Origin of the sequence: Curtobacterium sp. NPDC089689 (assembly GCF_044749145.1) — a bacterium.
Classification (GTDB): Bacteria; Actinomycetota; Actinomycetes; order Actinomycetales; family Microbacteriaceae; genus Curtobacterium.
The window spans coordinates 157,611-175,470 of record NZ_JBIVHJ010000004.1 but is presented as its reverse complement, the minus strand read 5'-3'; the positions used below and the strand labels follow the sequence as shown (position 1 = coordinate 175,470).

11 protein-coding genes and 1 pseudogene are annotated in these 17,860 nt (G+C 71.6%); 2 read left to right on the top strand and 10 right to left on the bottom strand.

The genetic code is table 11. The annotated features are described in order from the left end of the window. The first annotated feature begins 53 nt into the window (after positions 1-53). Positions 54-542, top strand: a complete 489-nt coding sequence (locus ACIPYW_RS15565) for a hypothetical protein (protein ID WP_400415102.1) — start codon at positions 54-56, stop codon at positions 540-542. Positions 543-546: 4 nt separating this feature from the next. Here ACIPYW_RS15565 and lepA read toward each other — a convergent pair whose 3' ends face one another. Next, the gene (lepA, locus tag ACIPYW_RS15560) at positions 547-2,394 is read right to left on the bottom strand and encodes a translation elongation factor 4 (protein WP_290132055.1); all 1,848 of its coding nucleotides are present in this window, start codon (positions 2,392-2,394) and stop codon (positions 547-549) included. Between the two features lie 224 nt (positions 2,395-2,618). Next, positions 2,619-3,785: a pyridoxal phosphate-dependent aminotransferase gene (locus ACIPYW_RS15555; RefSeq protein WP_400415099.1), complete on the bottom strand. Its 1,167-nt coding sequence runs from the start codon at positions 3,783-3,785 to the stop codon at positions 2,619-2,621. Positions 3,786-4,021: 236 nt separating this feature from the next. Here ACIPYW_RS15555 and rpsT point away from each other — a divergent pair, with 236 nt between their 5' ends. Beyond that, a complete protein-coding gene (rpsT, locus tag ACIPYW_RS15550) occupies positions 4,022-4,282 on the top strand; it encodes a 30S ribosomal protein S20 (protein WP_022904294.1) in 261 nt (86 codons plus the stop codon). Positions 4,283-4,837: 555 nt separating this feature from the next. Here the strand turns inward: rpsT and holA are convergent. The 8 genes and pseudogenes from holA to ACIPYW_RS15510 form a co-directional block, all read right to left on the bottom strand. After that, a complete protein-coding gene (gene holA, locus ACIPYW_RS15545) occupies positions 4,838-5,857 on the bottom strand; it encodes a DNA polymerase III subunit delta (protein WP_400415096.1) in 1,020 nt (339 codons plus the stop codon). 718 nt (positions 5,858-6,575) lie between these two features. After that, positions 6,576-7,643, bottom strand: a pseudogene (locus ACIPYW_RS15540) (ComEC/Rec2 family competence protein); the annotation flags it as partial. A gap of 724 nt (positions 7,644-8,367) precedes the next feature. After that, positions 8,368-9,042 carry a helix-hairpin-helix domain-containing protein gene (locus tag ACIPYW_RS15535; protein ID WP_400415094.1) on the bottom strand — a complete coding sequence of 225 codons (675 nt, stop codon included), beginning with the start codon at positions 9,040-9,042 and terminating at the stop codon, positions 8,368-8,370. 231 nt (positions 9,043-9,273) lie between these two features. Then, positions 9,274-11,829 (bottom strand): leucine--tRNA ligase, encoded by a 2,556-nt coding sequence (leuS, locus tag ACIPYW_RS15530; protein WP_400415092.1) that lies wholly within the window; start codon positions 11,827-11,829, stop codon positions 9,274-9,276. Between the two features lie 84 nt (positions 11,830-11,913). Then, a complete protein-coding gene (cydC, locus tag ACIPYW_RS15525; protein ID WP_400415090.1) occupies positions 11,914-13,602 on the bottom strand; it encodes a thiol reductant ABC exporter subunit CydC in 1,689 nt (562 codons plus the stop codon). Beyond that, a complete protein-coding gene (gene cydD, locus ACIPYW_RS15520; protein ID WP_400415088.1) occupies positions 13,599-15,248 on the bottom strand; it encodes a thiol reductant ABC exporter subunit CydD in 1,650 nt (549 codons plus the stop codon). Before cydD ends, cydC begins: the two co-directional genes overlap by 4 nt. 40 nt (positions 15,249-15,288) lie before the next feature. Beyond that, positions 15,289-16,293 carry a cytochrome d ubiquinol oxidase subunit II gene (cydB, locus tag ACIPYW_RS15515; RefSeq protein ID WP_400415085.1) on the bottom strand — a complete coding sequence of 335 codons (1,005 nt, stop codon included), beginning with the start codon at positions 16,291-16,293 and terminating at the stop codon, positions 15,289-15,291. Next, complete coding sequence (locus tag ACIPYW_RS15510) at positions 16,293-17,705, bottom strand: cytochrome ubiquinol oxidase subunit I (protein ID WP_290132065.1); 1,413 nt, start codon at positions 17,703-17,705, stop codon at positions 16,293-16,295. Before ACIPYW_RS15510 ends, cydB begins: the two co-directional genes overlap by 1 nt. Positions 17,706-17,860 lie beyond the last annotated feature (155 nt).

Below are 17,860 nucleotides of genomic sequence, written 5' to 3'. Positions count from 1 at the left end.
GAACCCCGAACTGGAGGCTCGGATCACCCCGGCCACACCGCTATCGTCGGTCCGTGCCCACCGCGACCGCCGACCCCCGACCGCGGACCGGCCGCACCACGCGGGCGCTGGGCACCCTCACCGCGATCGCCTTCGCGATCGCGGTCATCGCACGGCTCGCCCTCGACCGGTACGAGGCGAGTGCCGCGCTCCCCGTCCGGTACACGAGCGAGCTCCCCGTCGACCGGTACCCGGTCGTCAGTACCCTGCTCGCGCAGGTCGCCGTCGCGAGCATCGGCGTCGGCGTCCTGCTGTTCGGCGCGCTGCTCGTGGTCGTCGTCCGACGCTCCCGCCGACGCCCGGTCGTCCCCTGGCTCGTCGGCGGAACGGTCCTGCTCGCCCTCGGCGCGGCCGTCGCGTCCGTGGTGGCGAGCGAGCAGACCACGTTCGTCGCGATGACGGAGTGGAGCACCTGGCGGACCGCACTGGCGGGACTGGCCGCCGCGTGCCTCCCGGCCGTCTGCCTGGCAGCCCTGCGGGCGCGCACCGAGCGCACCCGCTGAGCCGCTACTTCTTCTTCTCCTCGACGTCGCCCGAGAGCGCCGCGATGAAGGCTTCCTGCGGCACCTCGACGCGACCCACCATCTTCATGCGCTTCTTGCCCTCCTTCTGCTTCTCGAGGAGCTTGCGCTTGCGGGTGATGTCACCGCCGTAGCACTTCGCGAGGACGTCCTTGCGCATCGCCCGGATGCTCTCGCGCGCGATGATGCGTGCGCCGATGGCGGCCTGGATCGGCACTTCGAACTGCTGCCGCGGGATGAGCTTGCGGAGTCGCTCGGTCATGAGCGTGCCGTACGCGTACGCCTTGTCGCGGTGGACGATCGCGCTGAACGCGTCCACCTGCTCACCCTGCAACAGGATGTCGACCTTGACGAGGTCGGCCGCCTGGTCGCCCGTGGGCTCGTAGTCGAGCGACGCGTAGCCCTGCGTCTTGCTCTTCAGCTGGTCGAAGAAGTCGAAGACGATCTCGCCGAGGGGGATCTCGTAGCGGATCTCGACGCGGTCCTCACCGAGGTACTCCATGCCGAGGAGGGAGCCGCGGCGCGACTGGCAGAGCTCCATGATCGCGCCGACGTAGTCCTTCGGCGCGAGGATGGCCGCGCGCACCATCGGCTCGCGGACCTCGACGATGCGGCCGCCGGGGAACTCGGAGGGGTTCGTGACCTCGGTCACGGAGTTGTCCTCGTTCGTGACCTCGTAGATCACGCTCGGTGCCGTGGTGATGAGGTCGAGGCCGAACTCGCGGCTCAGGCGCTCGGTGATGATCTCGAGGTGCAGCAGGCCGAGGAATCCGCAGCGGAACCCGAACCCGAGCGCCACGGAGGTCTCGGGCTCGTACACGAGGGCGGCATCGGACAGCTTGAGCTTGTCGAGCGCCTCGCGGAGGTCCGGGTAGTCGGAGCCGTCGATCGGGTACAGGCCCGAGAACACCATCGGCTTCGGGTCGGTGTAGCCGGCCAGCGGATCGGTCGCGGGCTTCTGCGCACTCGTGACGGTGTCGCCGACCTTCGACTGGCGGACGTCCTTCACGCCGGTGATGAGGTAGCCGACCTCGCCGACGCTGAGGCCCTTCGTCGGCTTCGGCTCCGGCGAGGACACCCCGATCTCGAGGATCTCGTGCGTCGTCTTCGTCGACATCATCTGGACCTTCTCGCGCGGCGAGATGGTGCCGTCCACCATGCGGACGTACGTGACGACGCCGCGGTAGCTGTCGTAGACGGAGTCGAAGATCATCGCTCGGGGCGGGGCGTCGACCGTGCCGACGGGCGGCGGGACCGTGCCGACGACGCGGTCGAGGAGCTCGGGGACGCCGACACCGGTCTTGCCGGAGACGCGCAGCACGTCCTCCGGCTTGCCCCCGATGAGCTGCGCGAGCTCGGCCGCGTACTTGTCCGGCTCCGCTGCGGGGAGGTCGATCTTGTTGAGGACCGGGATGATCTCGAGGTCGTTCTCGAGCGCCAGGTAGAGGTTCGCGAGCGTCTGCGCCTCGATGCCCTGCGCGGCGTCCACGAGGAGGATCGCGCCCTCGCACGCGGCGAGCGAACGCGAGACCTCGTACGAGAAGTCGACGTGCCCAGGCGTGTCGATCATGTTCAGCGCGAACGTCTTGCCGTCGAGCTCCCACGGCATGCGGACGGCCTGCGACTTGATCGTGATGCCGCGCTCGCGCTCGATGTCCATGCGGTCGAGGTACTGCGCGCGCATCGCCCGCTCCTCGACGATGCCGGTGATCTGCAGCATGCGGTCGGCCAGCGTGGACTTGCCGTGGTCGATGTGCGCGATGATGCAGAAGTTGCGGATCGCCTCGGCCGGGGTCGCGGCGGGCTCGAGTGGCGCGGATGCTTGTGGGCTCACGGTTCCTCAGGGGTCGGGACGGTCGAACGATTGTCCCACGTCCGCGCGCCGGCGGCGCGCACCGCTGGCCGCCCTGTGGAGACGCGGTGCGGCCCTGGACGCGGTGCAGGACGGCCTGGAGGCGCGGGGCGGGCCCGCACCGCGCCTCCAGGCCGACGGATGGTCGCCGTCACGGCGGCTCGCGCAGCCTCCTCGGGCGGTGGCCGGCTGCTCGCGCCGTCTCGTCAGACGGCGGCCGTGGCGGGTGCGGGCAGCGCGCTCAGGCCGCTCCGCAGGTCCTCCGCCGTCGCGGCCAGTGAGATGCGGATCCACCCCTCGCCGGTGCGCCCGAACGCGCTCCCCGGCGCGACCGCGACGTGCTCGCGGTGCAGCAGCGCGAGCGCCCACTCGGCGACGTCCCCTCCCGAAGCGTGTGAGACGTCGACCCAGAGGTAGAAGGCGCCGCGCGGGTCGAGGTAGCGGACACCAGCGGCGTCGAGGACCTCCTTCGCCACCTCGAGGTTCGCGCGGTAGTGCTCCCGGGCGTCACGGACCGCCGAGTGGTCCCCGACGATCGCGGCCAGGGCTGCGTACTGGTCGGGTTCGGCGACGCAGCTGATCATCGCCTCCTGGGTGGTGCGCATCGTCGGCCCGAGGCCCTTCGGCGTCACGAGGTACCCCACCCGGACCCCCGTCATCGCGTACGTCTTGCTCAACGAGAACGCCGAGAACACCCGGTCGTCGTCGTCGAGCGCAGCGATGCTCACGTGGCGGGTGCCGTAGGTGAAGTACTCGTAGACCTCGTCGCTGATCACCCAGAGGTCGTGCCGCTTCGCCAGTGCGAGGAGCTCGCGCAGCGTGTCCTCCCCGAACACCGAGCCGAGCGGGTTCGACGGCGAGTTCACGATGATCGCCCGCGTCCGCTCGGTGATGCTCGCCTCGAGCGCCGCGAGGTCCGGCTCGAAGCCGTGCTGCGGCGTCAGCTGGTACGGCACCGGTGTCGCGCCCAGGATGTGCGCGTTCATCGTGAACGTCGTGTAGCCGGGGTCCGGCACGAGGACCTCGTCGCCCGGGCTGAGCACGAGCGTCATCGCCTGGAACAGCGCCTGCGTCGCGCCGATCGTCATCCAGACCTGCTCGAGGTCGACCTCGATGCGGTTCTCGCGGAGGAGCTTCTCGCGGATCGCCTGCCGGAGCGGGGCGATGCCGCCGTTCGGCGTGTAGTCCGTCCGGTCCTCGGACCACGCGCGACGGGCGGCCTCGCCGATGTGCGGTGCGACCGGGACGTCGGGCTCGCCGATCACGAGCATGGTGACGTCCGTGCCGTCCGCGCGGAGCAGTGCGGCCTGTTCGAAGACCCTCCGGATGCCGGAGGCGGGGACGGTGTCGATGCGTGGTGCGAGGGACGGCATGCTCGCCACGGTAGCGACCGCGTGTTGCCGGGCGGTTTCGGCCGGTCCGGGTGCCGTGTCGTCGTGGTCGTCGTACAGCGGTTCGCGGCCTGTCGGGCTTTGGCCGCTGGGCCTGCTCCTGGTAGTGTTGGTGGCTGGCTTCCGCGTTCCCCGCCCACGGGTGGAACGCGATGCGACCAAGGGCCCCTCTACCCAGCGGTCGCGACCACCCGTAGAGACGAACAGGAGCAACACGCATGGCGAACATCAAGTCGCAGATCAAGCGCATCAAGACCAACCTCAAGGCCACCGAGCGGAACAAGGCGTACCGCTCGGAGCTCAAGACGCACATCCGCCACACCAACGAGGCGATCGCCTCGGGCGACAAGGACAAGGCCGTCGCGGCACTGGCCCTCGCGTCGAAGAAGCTCGACAAGGCCGTGAGCAAGGGTGTCATCCACAAGAACCAGGCCGCGAACCGCAAGTCGGCCATCGCGAAGAAGGTCTCCGCTCTCTAGGACATCTGCTCTCTGAGACTGACTCTTGCTCGAAGGCCCCGCACCGTTCGGTGTGGGGCCTTCGTCGTTCGCGGGGCTCGGGCGGGCGGGGCTCGGGCGGGGCGACGACACGCGCGCGCTTCGACGGCGCACCGGGTCGATCGACGCGTGCTTGGTCGCATGCATGGTGTGTGCTGACCGGGGATGATCGGCCGCGACGTTCCGGGCGTCGATCGACACGCGCATCGTCGGCTTCGAGGTCGTCGCGCGAGGTCGGGCGGACGCCGCCGGGGGTCCGGCGCCGGACGGCACGTGTCGGATGATGCAGTCGACTGGTGCACGACGTGGTCGACGTCGTACGACAGCGGCGCCGTCGTCTGGTGCGCATGCGGCAATCCAGCGGCCGCGAAGACCGACCACGCCGACGCCGCATGACCGCGGAACGGACGTCCGACAGCGACGCCGACGAACCTCCGAGACGCCGGGCGCCCGACCCCGAACACCCGCGCCACGGGCGAGCATCACCACGTCAGCGGGCCAGGACCCCCACCGATGGACGTGCGCCGGGTCGACCGGTCAGCGGTCCTCGCCGCGCCGGGCGATCGTGCGGACCATGACCTCGAGCGCGTAGTGGGCGTCGCGCGAGCCGCCCTTCACCGCCGTGTCGGCCGCGGCGATGCTGAGGATCGCGTTCGCCAACCCGGCCTCGCTCCAGCCCGCGACGTCCCGCTGCGCACGCTGCACCTGCCACGGCGCCATGCCGAGCGCGGATGCGGCCTGCCCGCTCGGCCCGCGGAACGCGCTGACCTTCGCCATCGTCCGGATCTTGCTCGCGAACGCGGCGACGATCGGCACGGGCGCCTCACCCGTGGCGAGGGCGTGCCGGAGCTCCACGATCGCGGGAGCCGACCGACCGGCGAGGGCGATGTCCGCCACCTTGAAGGCGTTCGTCTCGACGCGCCCGCCGTAGTACTTGTCGACGACCTTGTCCGTGATCTCCTCGGCGGAGTCGGCCAGCAGCTGCCGGCACGCCGCAGCGAGTTCCGCCAGGTCGTCCGCGAAGGCCGCGACGAGCGTCCGGACCGCTGACGGCGCGATCTTGCGACGGGCGGCCCGGAACTCTGCGTTGACGAAGTCGATGCGGTCGGTCTCGCGCTTGAGCTCGTCGCACTGCACCTCGACGCCGCCGCCGACCCCGCTGCGGATCGTGTCGAGCAGCTTCTTGCCGCGCATGCCACCGCCGTGCCGGAGCACGAGGGTGACGTCGTCCGCCGGTCCCTCGAGGTACGCGATCGTCTCCGTGATGAACGCGTCCGTGCACTTCTCGACGTTGGTCACCCGCACGAGCCGGGGTTCGCCGAACAACGACGGGCTGGCCAGTGTCGCGAGGAGCCCGGGCGCGTACTGGTCGGCTTCGAGGTCGTGGATCTCGAGCGCTGGGTCCTCGCCGACGAGCAGGTCGCGCAGCACGCCGATGGCGCGGTCTGCCAGGAACGCCTCGGGCCCGGTCACGAGGACCACCGATGCCGGTCGGACGCCCGACCACGGGACCTGGTCGATCTTCGCTGCGGCGCGCGCTGGCTTCTTGGCGGGCATGCGGTCCTTCCGGTGCTGCGAGCGGCGGAGCTCCGGTCGCGCTGACGATCCTACGGCCGACCGGCGACGTCCGAGACCGACCGACGAGCGACCCCGTCGGCGACGCGCGGACGCGGCCTCCGGGGGTACCGTCCGACCACGTGCCCGGTAGCGCCCCCGACGCGCCGCCGGGCGACCGCTCGGTCCAGACGCGCGGCCCGTCGGCGCCCGGCGCCACCACCACCGTGCCGTGGACGTCCGTGCGGTAGACGGCGGTCCCGGTCGCGGCGAGCACGTCGAGCACACGACGGGTCGGGTGGCCGTACGAGTTGTCCGCGCCGACGCCGATCAGCGCCACGCGCGCCCGGAGCGCCCGGTAGAGCCCGGCGTCCTGGTCGGCCGACCCGTGGTGCGACACCTTCACGACGTCGACCGGCGCGGCCCCGGCTCCCCCGCTGGACGACGCCCGCATCCGACGTTGCGCCGCCTCGCCGAGGTCCCCCAGGAGCAGCGCGGACAGCGTCGCGGCGTCGCCGTCCCTCGCCCGGACGTGCAGGACGAGACTCGCGTCGTTCCCGGACTCCGACGACGTCGGCAGCGGCCAGACGACGTCGGCGCGGACGCCTCCGAGGTCGACGGACGTCCCGGCAGCGGCGCGCAACACCTCGGCGCCGGCCTGTCGCAGCCCCCGCACGACACGGCCGTCGGCGGGCCGTCCGACCGGTCCGACGAGCGCCGTGGTCACCGCAGCCTGCACCTCGGTCACGGCTCCGACGTGGTCACGGTCGAAGTGCGTCAGCACGAGCAGGGCGATCCGGTCGACCCGCAAGAGCTCGAGACACGCGCGCAGGAGTTCCGGTTCGTCGCCGGTGTCGACCAGCGCGACCGCCCCGGCGGAACGGAGCAGGACCGCGTCTCCCTGCCCGACGTCGCACGCGGCCGTCGTCCAGTCGGTGGGGACACTCCCCCGCACCACGAGCCGCGGCACGCCGACGGCACCGACTCCGACGACCAGGACGACGGCCGACACGAGCAGCAGCCGGACGCGCACGGACGTCCCGACGAACACGGCGACGGCGACGCCCGCGCACACCAGCACCGCGAGCACGACCCCGACCGGTCCGACCGGCCACGGCGCCGAGGCCCCGGGGAACGCCGAGGCCGTCCGGGCGATCTGACCGACGATGCTCGCGGGCACCCACGCCACCGCGGCGAGGACCGCCGCTCCGCCCGGCCACACCAGCGCGACGACGCACGCGCCGAGGCCCACCACCGTGACGATCGGGGCCAGCGGCTCAGCCAGCAGGTTCGCCGGCACCCCGTAGGTCGGCAGCTGCGGGGCCAGCAGGATCGTCACCGGCCAGCACGCCACCTGCGCGGCCACGGGGACCGCGACCGCCGCGGCCACCGGGGGCCAGACCCGCCGGGCGAGCAGCTCCGTCAGCGGCGGTGCGAGGACGACGATCCCGGCCGTCGCGAGGACCGACAGCGCGAAGGCGAACGACCGTGCGTACCAGGGGTCGACGACGAGCATCCCCACGACGGTGAGGGCGATGAGCGGGACGCTACGGACCGGACGCCCCGACAGGTGCACCACGAGCACGACGACCGCCATCACGGTGGCGCGGACGATCGAGGGATCGGGGCGTACCAGCACGACGAAGGCGAGCAGGAAGCCCACGGCGATGACGGCCCGGACGAGCCGAAGCAGCCCGAGCGCCCGACCGAGCAGCACCACGAGGCCGACGATCACGGCGCAGTTCGCGCCGGACACCGCCGTCAGGTGGGTGAGCGCAGCGGTCTCCATCGCGGCCTCGGTCGCCGGGTCGAGCCCGCTCCGGTCGCCGATCGCCATGCCCCGGAGCAGCGCGGCCCCGGGTTCGGGCAGGTCCGCGGTGACGGCGACGAAGGCCTGGCGCGAACGATCGGTGCCCGCGAGCAGGCCCGTGGGTCGGTCCACCCGCACCGAGCCGCGCAGGAACACGACGAAGGCGGTCGGTGATCCGGGGTCGTCCTGCTCGACCGATGCCGTCCCGTGGACCGTGCTGCCGGCAGCGAGTCGGCCCGACGCGCTGGCGTCGCCGTCCGGGACCACCCGGACCGGGACGCGCAGCGACGTCGCGCCGTCTGCTGCGGTCAGCGTCCCCGTCACCGATCGTGCGCCCCGTTCGAGGTCACGGTCGAGCGTCACCTGCACGGTACGCCGACCGCCGGGGTCGGACAGGACGGCCGGCGACCGGCGCTCCTGCCCGACGGCGACCGCCACCGACACCAGGGCGACGAGCAGGGCGGTCGTCACGACGACGGTCACCACGGCCGCGAGCGACACGGCCCCGCCGCCCCCGGGGCCCCTGACGAACAGGATCACGATCCCGACGGCCGCGACCACCCCCGCGGCGACCGCCACGATGACGGCCCGGTCCGGGCTGCCGACGAGGAGCGCCGACGCAGCCCAGGCGGACACCGCGGGGACCGCGATGCGCAGGTCAGCGACCCGCGCGCCGACTGCTCGCCCGACACGCGTGACGACGTCAGACACGGACGCGCTCTCGCAGGTCCGCGAACTTCGCGTCGCCGATGCCGCTGACGTCGAGGAGGTCCTCCACCGAAGCAAAGCGCCCGTGTTCCGCCCGCCAGGCGATGATCCGTGCCGCGAGCGCCGGACCGATCCCCGGCAGGGTCTCGAGCACGGTGGCGTCGGCGCTGTTCAGGTCGACCACACCCGGCGCCGCGCCCGAGCCACCGGCCGCCGGACTCGCCGCGCCGACTCCCGGTGCGGCCTCGGGCGGCGGGTCGTCCTCGCCCACCCGCGGCACGTACACGCGCTCCCCGTCGACGACTGGTCGGGCGAGGTTCAGCCGCCCGAGGTCGGCGTCACGAGCAGCCCCTCCCGCTCGTTCGACGGCTGCGGCGATCCTGCTGCCCGCGGGCAGGGTGACGATGCCCGCATCGGCCACCGCGCCGGCGACGTGCACGACGACGACCGACGCCGACACCCCAACGGACGCAGACCCCGGCGATCCCGCCGAGCCGGATGCCCCCGATCCCGTTGCCGCCGGATCCGATGCCGGAGGTTCCCCGGACGCCCCGCTCACCACGACCTCCGTCGGCCCCGCTCCCCCACCGGTACCGCCACCGAGGACGACGACCGCCAGCGCGACCGCGGCGACGATACCGGCGAGCAGCACCGCCGCCCGGGGCGTCAACGAGAAACGCGACGACCACGAGCGCGAGCCCGAGCCCGAGCCCCGGTCCGAGCCCGAGCCCGAGCCCGGCGATGACGAAGGCCCCGGCGACTGAGGACCCGGCGACGAAGACATGCCGGAACGCTACGGAGCCCGGCCGTCCGGCCGGGCTCCGTCAGTTCGATCGGTGGACAACCCCACCGCAACGCCCCGCAGTGCAGGAACGCATGCGGGAACGCGTGCAGTCCCGCGCTACCCCTTGATCGCGATGTTCACCAGCTTCGGCGCCCGCACGATCACCTTCACGATCTCCCGGTCCCCGATGTACCGCTGCACGTTCGCCGATTCCCGCGCCAGCGCCTCGAGCTCGGACGGCTCGATGGACTTCGACACCTCGAACGAGTCCCGCACCTTGCCGTTCACCTGAACGACGGCCGTCAGGGTGTCCTGCACGAGCAGCGTCGGGTCGGCCTTGCGCCACCCGTACGTGGCGACGGTCGGCTCGTAGCCCAGCTTCTCCCACATCTCCTCGCCGACGTACGGCGCGAACACGGCGAGCCCGAGCGTGATGGTCTCGACGGCCTCGCGGACGGCGGGGTCACCCGCGCCGGGGCCGCTGTCGATCGCCTTGCGCGTCACGTTCACGAGGTCCATGAGCCGCGCGATCACGACGTTGAACTTGAACGACTCCATGAGCCCCGGCGCGTCCGCGAGGAACCGGTGCGTCACCTGGCGGAGCGCCCGGTCGCCGTCTGCCCACACGGCGTCCTTCGTGCTCGTCACGTCGAGCGCGAGCCGGTAGGCGCGGGCCAGGAAGCGCGCGGACGCCGACGGGGAGACGTCCTCCCAGTTGATGTCGTCCTCGGGCGGGCCGGCGAAGCCCATCACGAGGCGGATCGCGTCGACACCGTTCGCGTCGAGCTCGTCGCCGAGCGAGACGCCACCCTTCGACTTCGACATCTTCGAGCCGCCGGACAGCACCATGCCCTGGTTGAGCAGCGCCGTGAACGGCTCGGTGAAGTCGAGGTAGCCGAGGTCGAACAGGACCTTCGTGACGAAGCGTGCGTACAGGAGGTGCAGGATCGCGTGCTCGATGCCGCCGATGTACTGGTCGACCGGCGCCCACTTCCGCGCGATCGCCGGGTCGAACGCCTGCGTGTCGTCGTTCGCGGCGAGGAAGCGCAGGAAGTACCACGACGAGTCGACGAACGTGTCCATCGTGTCGGTGTCACGCGTCGCCGGGGTCCCGTCGACGGGGTTCGGGACGTTCACCCAGTCGGTCGCACCGCCGAGCGGCGAGGTGCCCTTCGGCTTGAGGTCGAGCCCCTCGGTGGAGGGCAACCGCACCGGCAGCTGGTCGATCGGCACCGGGTGCTCGGTGCCGTCGGCGCCGTGGATGATCGGGATGGGGGTGCCCCAGAAGCGCTGGCGCGAGATCAGCCAGTCGCGCAGGCGGTAGGTCTTGGCAGCACGGCCGGTGCCGCGCTCCTCGAGCAGGCGGATCGCCGCCGTGATGGCGTGCTGCTTCGACATGCCGTCGAGCGGCCCGGAGTTGATCATCCGACCGGTGCCGGTCAGGGCCTCGCCCGTCGACACCGGATCGAGGGCCGGCAGGTCCTCCAGCGTCGCGCCGTCGGGGATCACCGGGATCGCCCCGGTCACCGGAGCATTCGTGTCCACCACGACCTTCACGGGCAGGTCGAACGCCCGCGCGAAGTCGAGGTCACGCTGGTCGTGCGCCGGCACGGCCATCACGGCACCGTGGCCGTAGTCGGCGAGGACGTAGTCGGCGGCCCAGATCGGCAGGCGCTCCCCCGTCAGCGGGTGGATCGCGAAGCGGCCGAGCGGAACGCCGGTCTTCGGTCGGTCGGCGTTCTGCCGGTCGATCTCCGACGTCTTCTGCGTGGCGACGAGGTAGGCGTCGAAGTCCGCACGGACCTCAGCCGAAACCGAGTCGTCGGCGACCAGCGACGCCGCCAGGTCCGAGTCCGGCGCCACGACCAGGAACGTCACCCCGTGGATCGTGTCCGGCCGCGTGGTGAACACGGTGACGGGCTCGTCGCGCCCCTCGATCACGAAGTCGACGTCGGCACCGACGGACCGGCCGATCCAGTTCCGCTGCTGCGCGATGACCTTCGCCGGCCACCGCCCCTCGAGCTGGTTGAGGTCGTCGAGCAGCCGGTCCGCGTACTCCGTGATCTTGAAGTACCACTGCGTCAGCTTCTTCTTGACGACGACGGCGCCGGAGCGGTCGGATGTGCCGTCGGGCAGCACCTGCTCGTTCGCGAGCACGGTCTGGTCCACCGGGTCCCAGTTGACCCAGCTGTCCTTCCGGTACGCCAGGCCCTTCTCGTACATCTTGAGGAACAGCCACTGGTTCCACTTGTAGTACTCGGGGTCCGAGGTGTGGATCTCGGTCGTCCAGTCGAAGGACGGCGCGTACCGCTTGAACGAGGCCTTCTGCTGCTCGATGTTCGCGTAGGTCCACTCCTTCGGGTCCACACCGCGCTTGATCGCCGCGTTCTCCGCGGGCAGGCCGAACGAGTCCCAGCCGATGGGGTGCAGCACGTTGAAGCCCTGCTGCCGCCAGTACCGCGCCACGAAGTCGCCGAGCGCCCAGTTCTCGGCGTGCCCCATGTGGAGGTCGCCGGAGGGGTACGGGAACATCTCGAGGATGTACTTCCGCGGCCGGGTGTCGTCGAGGTCCGTGGTGAAGAGCCCGAGCTCCTCCCAGCGGGGCTGCCACTTCTCCTGGAGACGACGGAAGTCGTAGGCGTTCGGGTCCTCGGCGTACTGCTCGGTGGTCACGGTCACCAAGGTTACAAGGCCTGGAGGCACGGCCCGGCCCCGTGACGCCGGCACCGGCCAGCCAGGTGGCGGGCCGGCACCGCGTCAGGTGCCGACGAGTCGTCCGTCCCGCATCCGCAGGGTCCGGTCGACGAGGTCGGGCGCCACCGGGACGTGGGACACGACGACGACGGTCCGGCCGCCCCGCCGGGCCGCACCGACGAGGTCGCGCAGCAGCGCGTCCGCCAGGTCGGGGTCGATGTCGGCCGTGGGCTCGTCCAGCACGAGCACGGGGAACGCGTGCAGGAGCGCCCGTGCGAGGGCGAGCCGGTGCGCCTGACCACCGGAGACGAGGACGCCGCGCTCCCCCACGCCGGCGTCGAGACCGCCACGGGCAGCGACCCACGACCCGAGGCCGACCCGGTCGAGCACGTCGAGCAGCTCGGCATCGGTGGCGGTGTCGCGCGCGAAGAGCAGGTTCTGCCGCACGGACTGGTCGAAGACGAACGGGTCCTGCTCGATCAGCCCGATGCGTGCACGGACCGCGTCGGGGTGCAGGTCCTTCGCCGGCGCCCCGTCGATCGTGAACGACCCGCGGTGGTCGACGAACCGCACGAGGGCGTCCACGAGCGTGCTCTTGCCCGCGCCGCTCGGCCCCTCGAGGACGACGACCTCGCCGGGCCGCAGGTCGAGCGAGACCCCGGACACGGCGTCGACGCTCGCACCCGGCCAGCGCACCGAGAGGTCACGCAGGGACACCGACACCGGGCCGTCGACCTCGAGCGAGGCGGGGTCGGCGGGCGCCGAGGGCTCCGGCACGATGCCGTCCGGCACGGTCGCGGGCACGACCTGCTCGACGCGGTCCGCTGCCGCCCGGACCCGGCGGAGGGTCAGGACCGCCAGCGGCACGCCCCCGACGACCTCGAACAGGGCGAGCGGGACGAAGACCGCGAGCGCCCAGAGCGGTCCGTCGAGCGCGCCGGACACGACGGCGGGCGCCCCGACCGCGAGGATCCCCACGACCGCACCGCCGCCGATCAGCCCGACGAGTGCACCCACGAGCGACTCGACGGCGCCGCGACGACGCACGGCTGCGGTGACGCGGGCGTCGAGCCGTGCGATGTGGTCGAGCCGCTCGCCGAGGGTGCCGTACGCGGCGAACACGTCGAGGGTGCGGACCGTGTCGAGCACGAGGTCCGCGACCCGACCCCGCTCCGCCGCTGTCCGCTCGTCGGAGCGCCGGGCCACCGCGGCGGTCACGACCGAGCCGAGGAGCGCCGCGACCACGAGTCCGACCAGCAGCACGACGGCCGCGGGCACCGACACGAGCGCGACCGCGACCACCGAGAGCACCGCGACGACCCCGGCGGAGACGAGCGGGCCGACGACCCGGATGGGCAGGTCCTGCAGCCGGTCGGTGTCGGTGACGAGACGGGTCAACAGGTCGCCGCGCCCGGTCGACCCGAGCCCCGCCGGCGCGACCGACGACAGCCGCCGGTACATCTCCGTGCGCACGACCGCGAGCTGCCGGAACGACGCGTCGTGCCCGGCGAGCCGGTCGACGTAGCGCAGCGCGGCACGGCCGAGCGCGAACGCACGCACGCCGACCATGACGAGCGTCAGGTACAGGATCGGCGGGTGCTCCGCCGCCCGCGTGATGAGGTAGCCGCTCGCGGCGAGCAGCGCGACGGCGCACAGTGCGCTGAGCGCACCGGCCGCCACGGCCTTGCCCCAACCCGACCCGCGCGGCATGGCGAGCCGCAGGACGGACGCGGGTCGGGCCTCCCGGCTCATGCTCGTGCCCCGCTCGTCGCGGCGACCGACGCGCTGCCAACGTCGACGCGCACGTCGGCCGCGGCCAGGACGGCCGGCCGGTGGCTGGCGACGACCACGATGCGACCGTCGGCGGCGAGCCGCCGGATGGTGGCCACGACGTGCGCCTCGGCGTCCGCGTCGAGCGCGGACGTCGGCTCGTCGAGCAGGACGAGCGGCGTGTCCGCGCGGGCGACGCGGTACAGGGCGCGCGCGACGGCGACCCGCTGCGCCTGCCCGCCGGACAGGCCGGTGCCGCCGGATCCGACCGGGAGGCTCGGGTCGAGTCCCAGCCCCGCCGCACCGAGCGCGGACCCCACGGCTGCTCCGTCGGGGGTCGCGCTGAGCGCGACGTTCTCCGCGATGGTCCCGCGGACGAGGCGCGGCCGTTGGTCCGCCCAGGCCGTGCGGTCCGCGGCGGTGCTCCCGGCCGGTCCGGGGAGCGTCACGGACCCCTCGTGCGGGAGCGCGCCGCGGATCGCGGCGATGACGCTGGACTTGCCGGAGCCGCTGGGGCCGGAGAGCGCGACCACGGTGCCGGGCTCGGCACGGAGGTCGATCGGCCCGATGACGACGTCCGGACGGTGGATCGTCAGCCCGTCGAGGACGAGGGCGGCCGCTTTCGTGGTGGCGATCGCGGGTGCTCGGTGCACGTCACCGGCCGTGTCGTCGTCGAGGACGTCGAGGACCTCTGCCGAGGCCTCGACACCGTCCTGCGCCGCGTGGAAGTCGGCGCCGACCTGTCGGATCGGAGCGAAGGCCTCCGGGGCGAGCACGAGCACGAACATCGCGGCGCCGAGCCCGAGCGACCCGTCGACGAGCCGGACGCCGATCGACACGGCGACGAGCGCGACCGCGAGACTCGCCGCGAGCTCGAGGGCGAACCCGCTGACGAACGAGAGCCTGAGGACGCCGATCGTCTGCTTCCGGTACGCGTCCGTGAGCGTCCCGATCCGTGCGACCTGGCGCCGCGCCCGCCCGAACACCTTGAGCGTGGCGAGGCCCTCGACGGCCTCGGTGAACGCGCCACCGAGGGTCGCGAGGGCGTCCGACTGCTTCCCCTGCAGTGCCTGGGTCGCGAGGCCGATGAGGATCATGAACACCGGGATGACCGGCAGCGCGCACAACACGATGAGCCCGCTCGTGAGGTCTCCGATGCCGATCGCCACGAGCAGCGCCGGGGTCGCGACGGCCGTCAGGGCGAGCTGCGGCAGGTAGCGGCCGAAGTAGGCGTCGAGGGCGTCGAGGCCCGGCCCGAGCGTCGTGGCGAACCCGGCGCTCGACCGTTCGGCGAGCCAGGTCGGACCGCGCTCGGCGGCCCGGGTGAGGACGGTCGCGCGCAGCTCGCTCTTCACGCGCGCCGCGGCACGGGCGGCGAGGTCGTCCGTCGCCCACGCGGCGAGTGCCCGCACGACGAACGCTGCGCCGAGCAGGCCGAGCGCCTGTGCGAACGTCGTGGGCAGCGCACCGTCACGGACCGCGTCGACCCCGATCGTGACGGCAGCGGAGATGCCCCAGGCGATCGCGATGGTCGCCAGGGTCCGGAGCAGACCGGTGCCCGCGGCCGCGACGATGAAGCCGCGCGCCGTGCGCGACAGTCGCAGCAGTCGCGGGTCGAGCGGCTTCACGAGCGTCCTCCTGGTCTGCGTGCTTCGTCCGGGTTGCCGGCTAGTGGGCCGCCTGGCCGATGTGTGCCCGCGAGACGCGCTTGCGGAACACCCAGTAGGTCCAGGCCTGGTAGGCGAGCACGAGCGGCACGAAGATCAGCGCCACCCAGCTCATCACGGTCAGCGTGTACTGCCCACTCGCAGCGTTGACCACGGTCAGGCTGTTGGCCGGGTCGTTCGACGCGGGCATCACGTTCGGGAAGATCGCCGTGAACATCGCCAGGACGACCGCGGCGATCGTCACCGCCATGAGTGTGAACGCCCGCCCCTCCTTGCCCCACACGTTGCAGAGGACCGCGAGGACGAGGGCCAGCGCCGCCACCACGGACAGCACGAGACTCGCCGGCGTCGCTCGGACGAACGCCATCGCGACGAGGAACGCCGCGCCGACGACGATCGTGAGGATGCCCGCGCGGGTGGCGAGGCGCTTCGCGCGGACCCGGATCTCGCCCTCGGTCTTCAGCGCGACGAACACGACGCCGTGCGTGAAGAACACCATCAGGGTCGCGAGGCCGGTCAGCAGCGCGAACGGGTTGAGCAGGTCGAACAACGTGCCCGTGAAGTTGTGGCCCGTGTCCATCGGGATGCCCCGGACGACGTTGCCGAACGCGACACCCCAGAGGAACGACGGGAGCGCGCTGCCGACGATGATCATGAGGTCGAAGCGGCGCTTCCACTCCAGGTGCTTCTCCTGGTGGCGGTACTCGAACGAGACGCCGCGGGCGATGAGCGCCGCGAGGATGAGCAGGAGCGCCAGGTAGAACCCGGAGAACATCGTGGCGTACCACTCGGGGAAGGCCGCGAACAGGCAGGCGCCCGCGACGATGACCCACGTCTCGTTGAGGTCCCAGACGGGGCCGATCGTGTTGATGAGCACCCGACGGTCGGTGTCGTCCTTGCCGAGGAACGGCAGGGACATCCCGACGCCGAAGTCGAAGCCGTCGAGGACGAAGTAGCCGACGAAGAACAGCGCGACGATCGCGAACCAGAGAACCGGCAGATCCATCAGTAGACCGTCACTTCGTGCTTGACCTCACCGGTCTCCTCGTCGACCTCCGCCGGGGCGGCGGGGCCCTCTTGTGCGACCTTCTTGATGAGCCGGAACTCGACCACCGCGAGGGCGCCGTAGATGAGCGTGAACACGACGAGCGAGATGAGGACCTCGAGCCCGGTCACGTTCGGCGAGACGCCGTCCGCAGTCTTGAGCAGCCCGAAGACGAGCCACGGCTGGCGACCCATCTCGGTGAAGATCCAGCCCATGATCATCGCGGCCATCGGCAGTGGCATCGCCCAGGTGGCGATCCGCCAGACCCAGCGCTGCTGCGGGAAGCGGCCCTTACGGGTCAGCCAGAGCCCGACGAGCGAGACCAGGACGGCACCCACGCCGAGGGCGATCATCCAGCGGAACGCCCAGTAGGTGACCCAGATGATCGGCTTGTAGTCGCCGGCGCCGTACACCTGCGAGTACTGCGCCTGGAGGTCGTTGATGCCCTCGACCGTGCCGTTGAACGTGTGCGTCGAGAGGAACGACAGCAGGTACGGGATGCGGATCGAGAACAGCTCGTGCACCCCGTCCGGCGTCCCGAGCGTGAAGATCGAGAACGAGGCGTCCTTGCCGGTCGAGGTGTTGTAGAGCGCCTCGGCCGCCGCCATCTTCATCGGCTGGGTGTCGACCATCGTCAGACCGAGCTGGTCGCCGGTGAGGACCGTGAGCGCCCCGGACGCCAGCATCGTCCACATGCCGAACTTGAGCGCCGGCATCATCGTCTCGAGGTTCTGGTTGCGCGCCAGGTGCCAGGCGGCGACCGCGATGATCACCGACGCCGCGACCATGAACGCCCCGAACAGCGTGTGCGGGAAGGCAGCGAGGGCGACCTTGTTCGTCAGCACGGCCCAGATGTCGGTGAGCTCGGCGCGGCCCTTGGCCTCGTTGATCGCGAAGCCGACCGGGTGCTGCATGAACGCGTTCGCCGCGAGGATGAAGTACGCCGACAGCATGGTGCCGATGCTCACGCACCAGATCGTCGCGAGGTGCACCTTCTTCGGCAGGCGGTCCCAGCCGAAGATCCAGAGGCCGATGAACGCCGCCTCGAAGAAGAACGCGAGGATGCCCTCGAGCGCGAGCGGCGCACCGAACACGTCACCGACGAAGCGGGAGTAGTTCGACCAGTTCATGCCGAACTGGAACTCCTGCACGATGCCGGTGACGACACCCATCGCGAAGTTGATCAGGAAGATGCGCCCGAAGAACCGGGTGAGCTGCAGGTAGTGCGCCCGGCCCGTCCGGACCCAGGCGGTCTGGAACACGGCGACGACCACGGCCATGCCGATGGTCAGGGGCACGAAGAGGAAGTGGTAGATCGTCGTCAGACCGAACTGCCACCGCGACAGGATGAGCGGATCGAGGATGTCGTTCATGCGGCGTTTCCGAGCCGGGTCGCCGCGCGCTGTTGGTGCACGTCAGTTGCTTCCTGTGGAAGGGGGAACTTCTGGTGTCACAGGCCGTTGGGACACCTCCACGCTACCGTCCGGACACCTGCTTCGACAAGTTGTAGAACCACCCTCTGCACGAA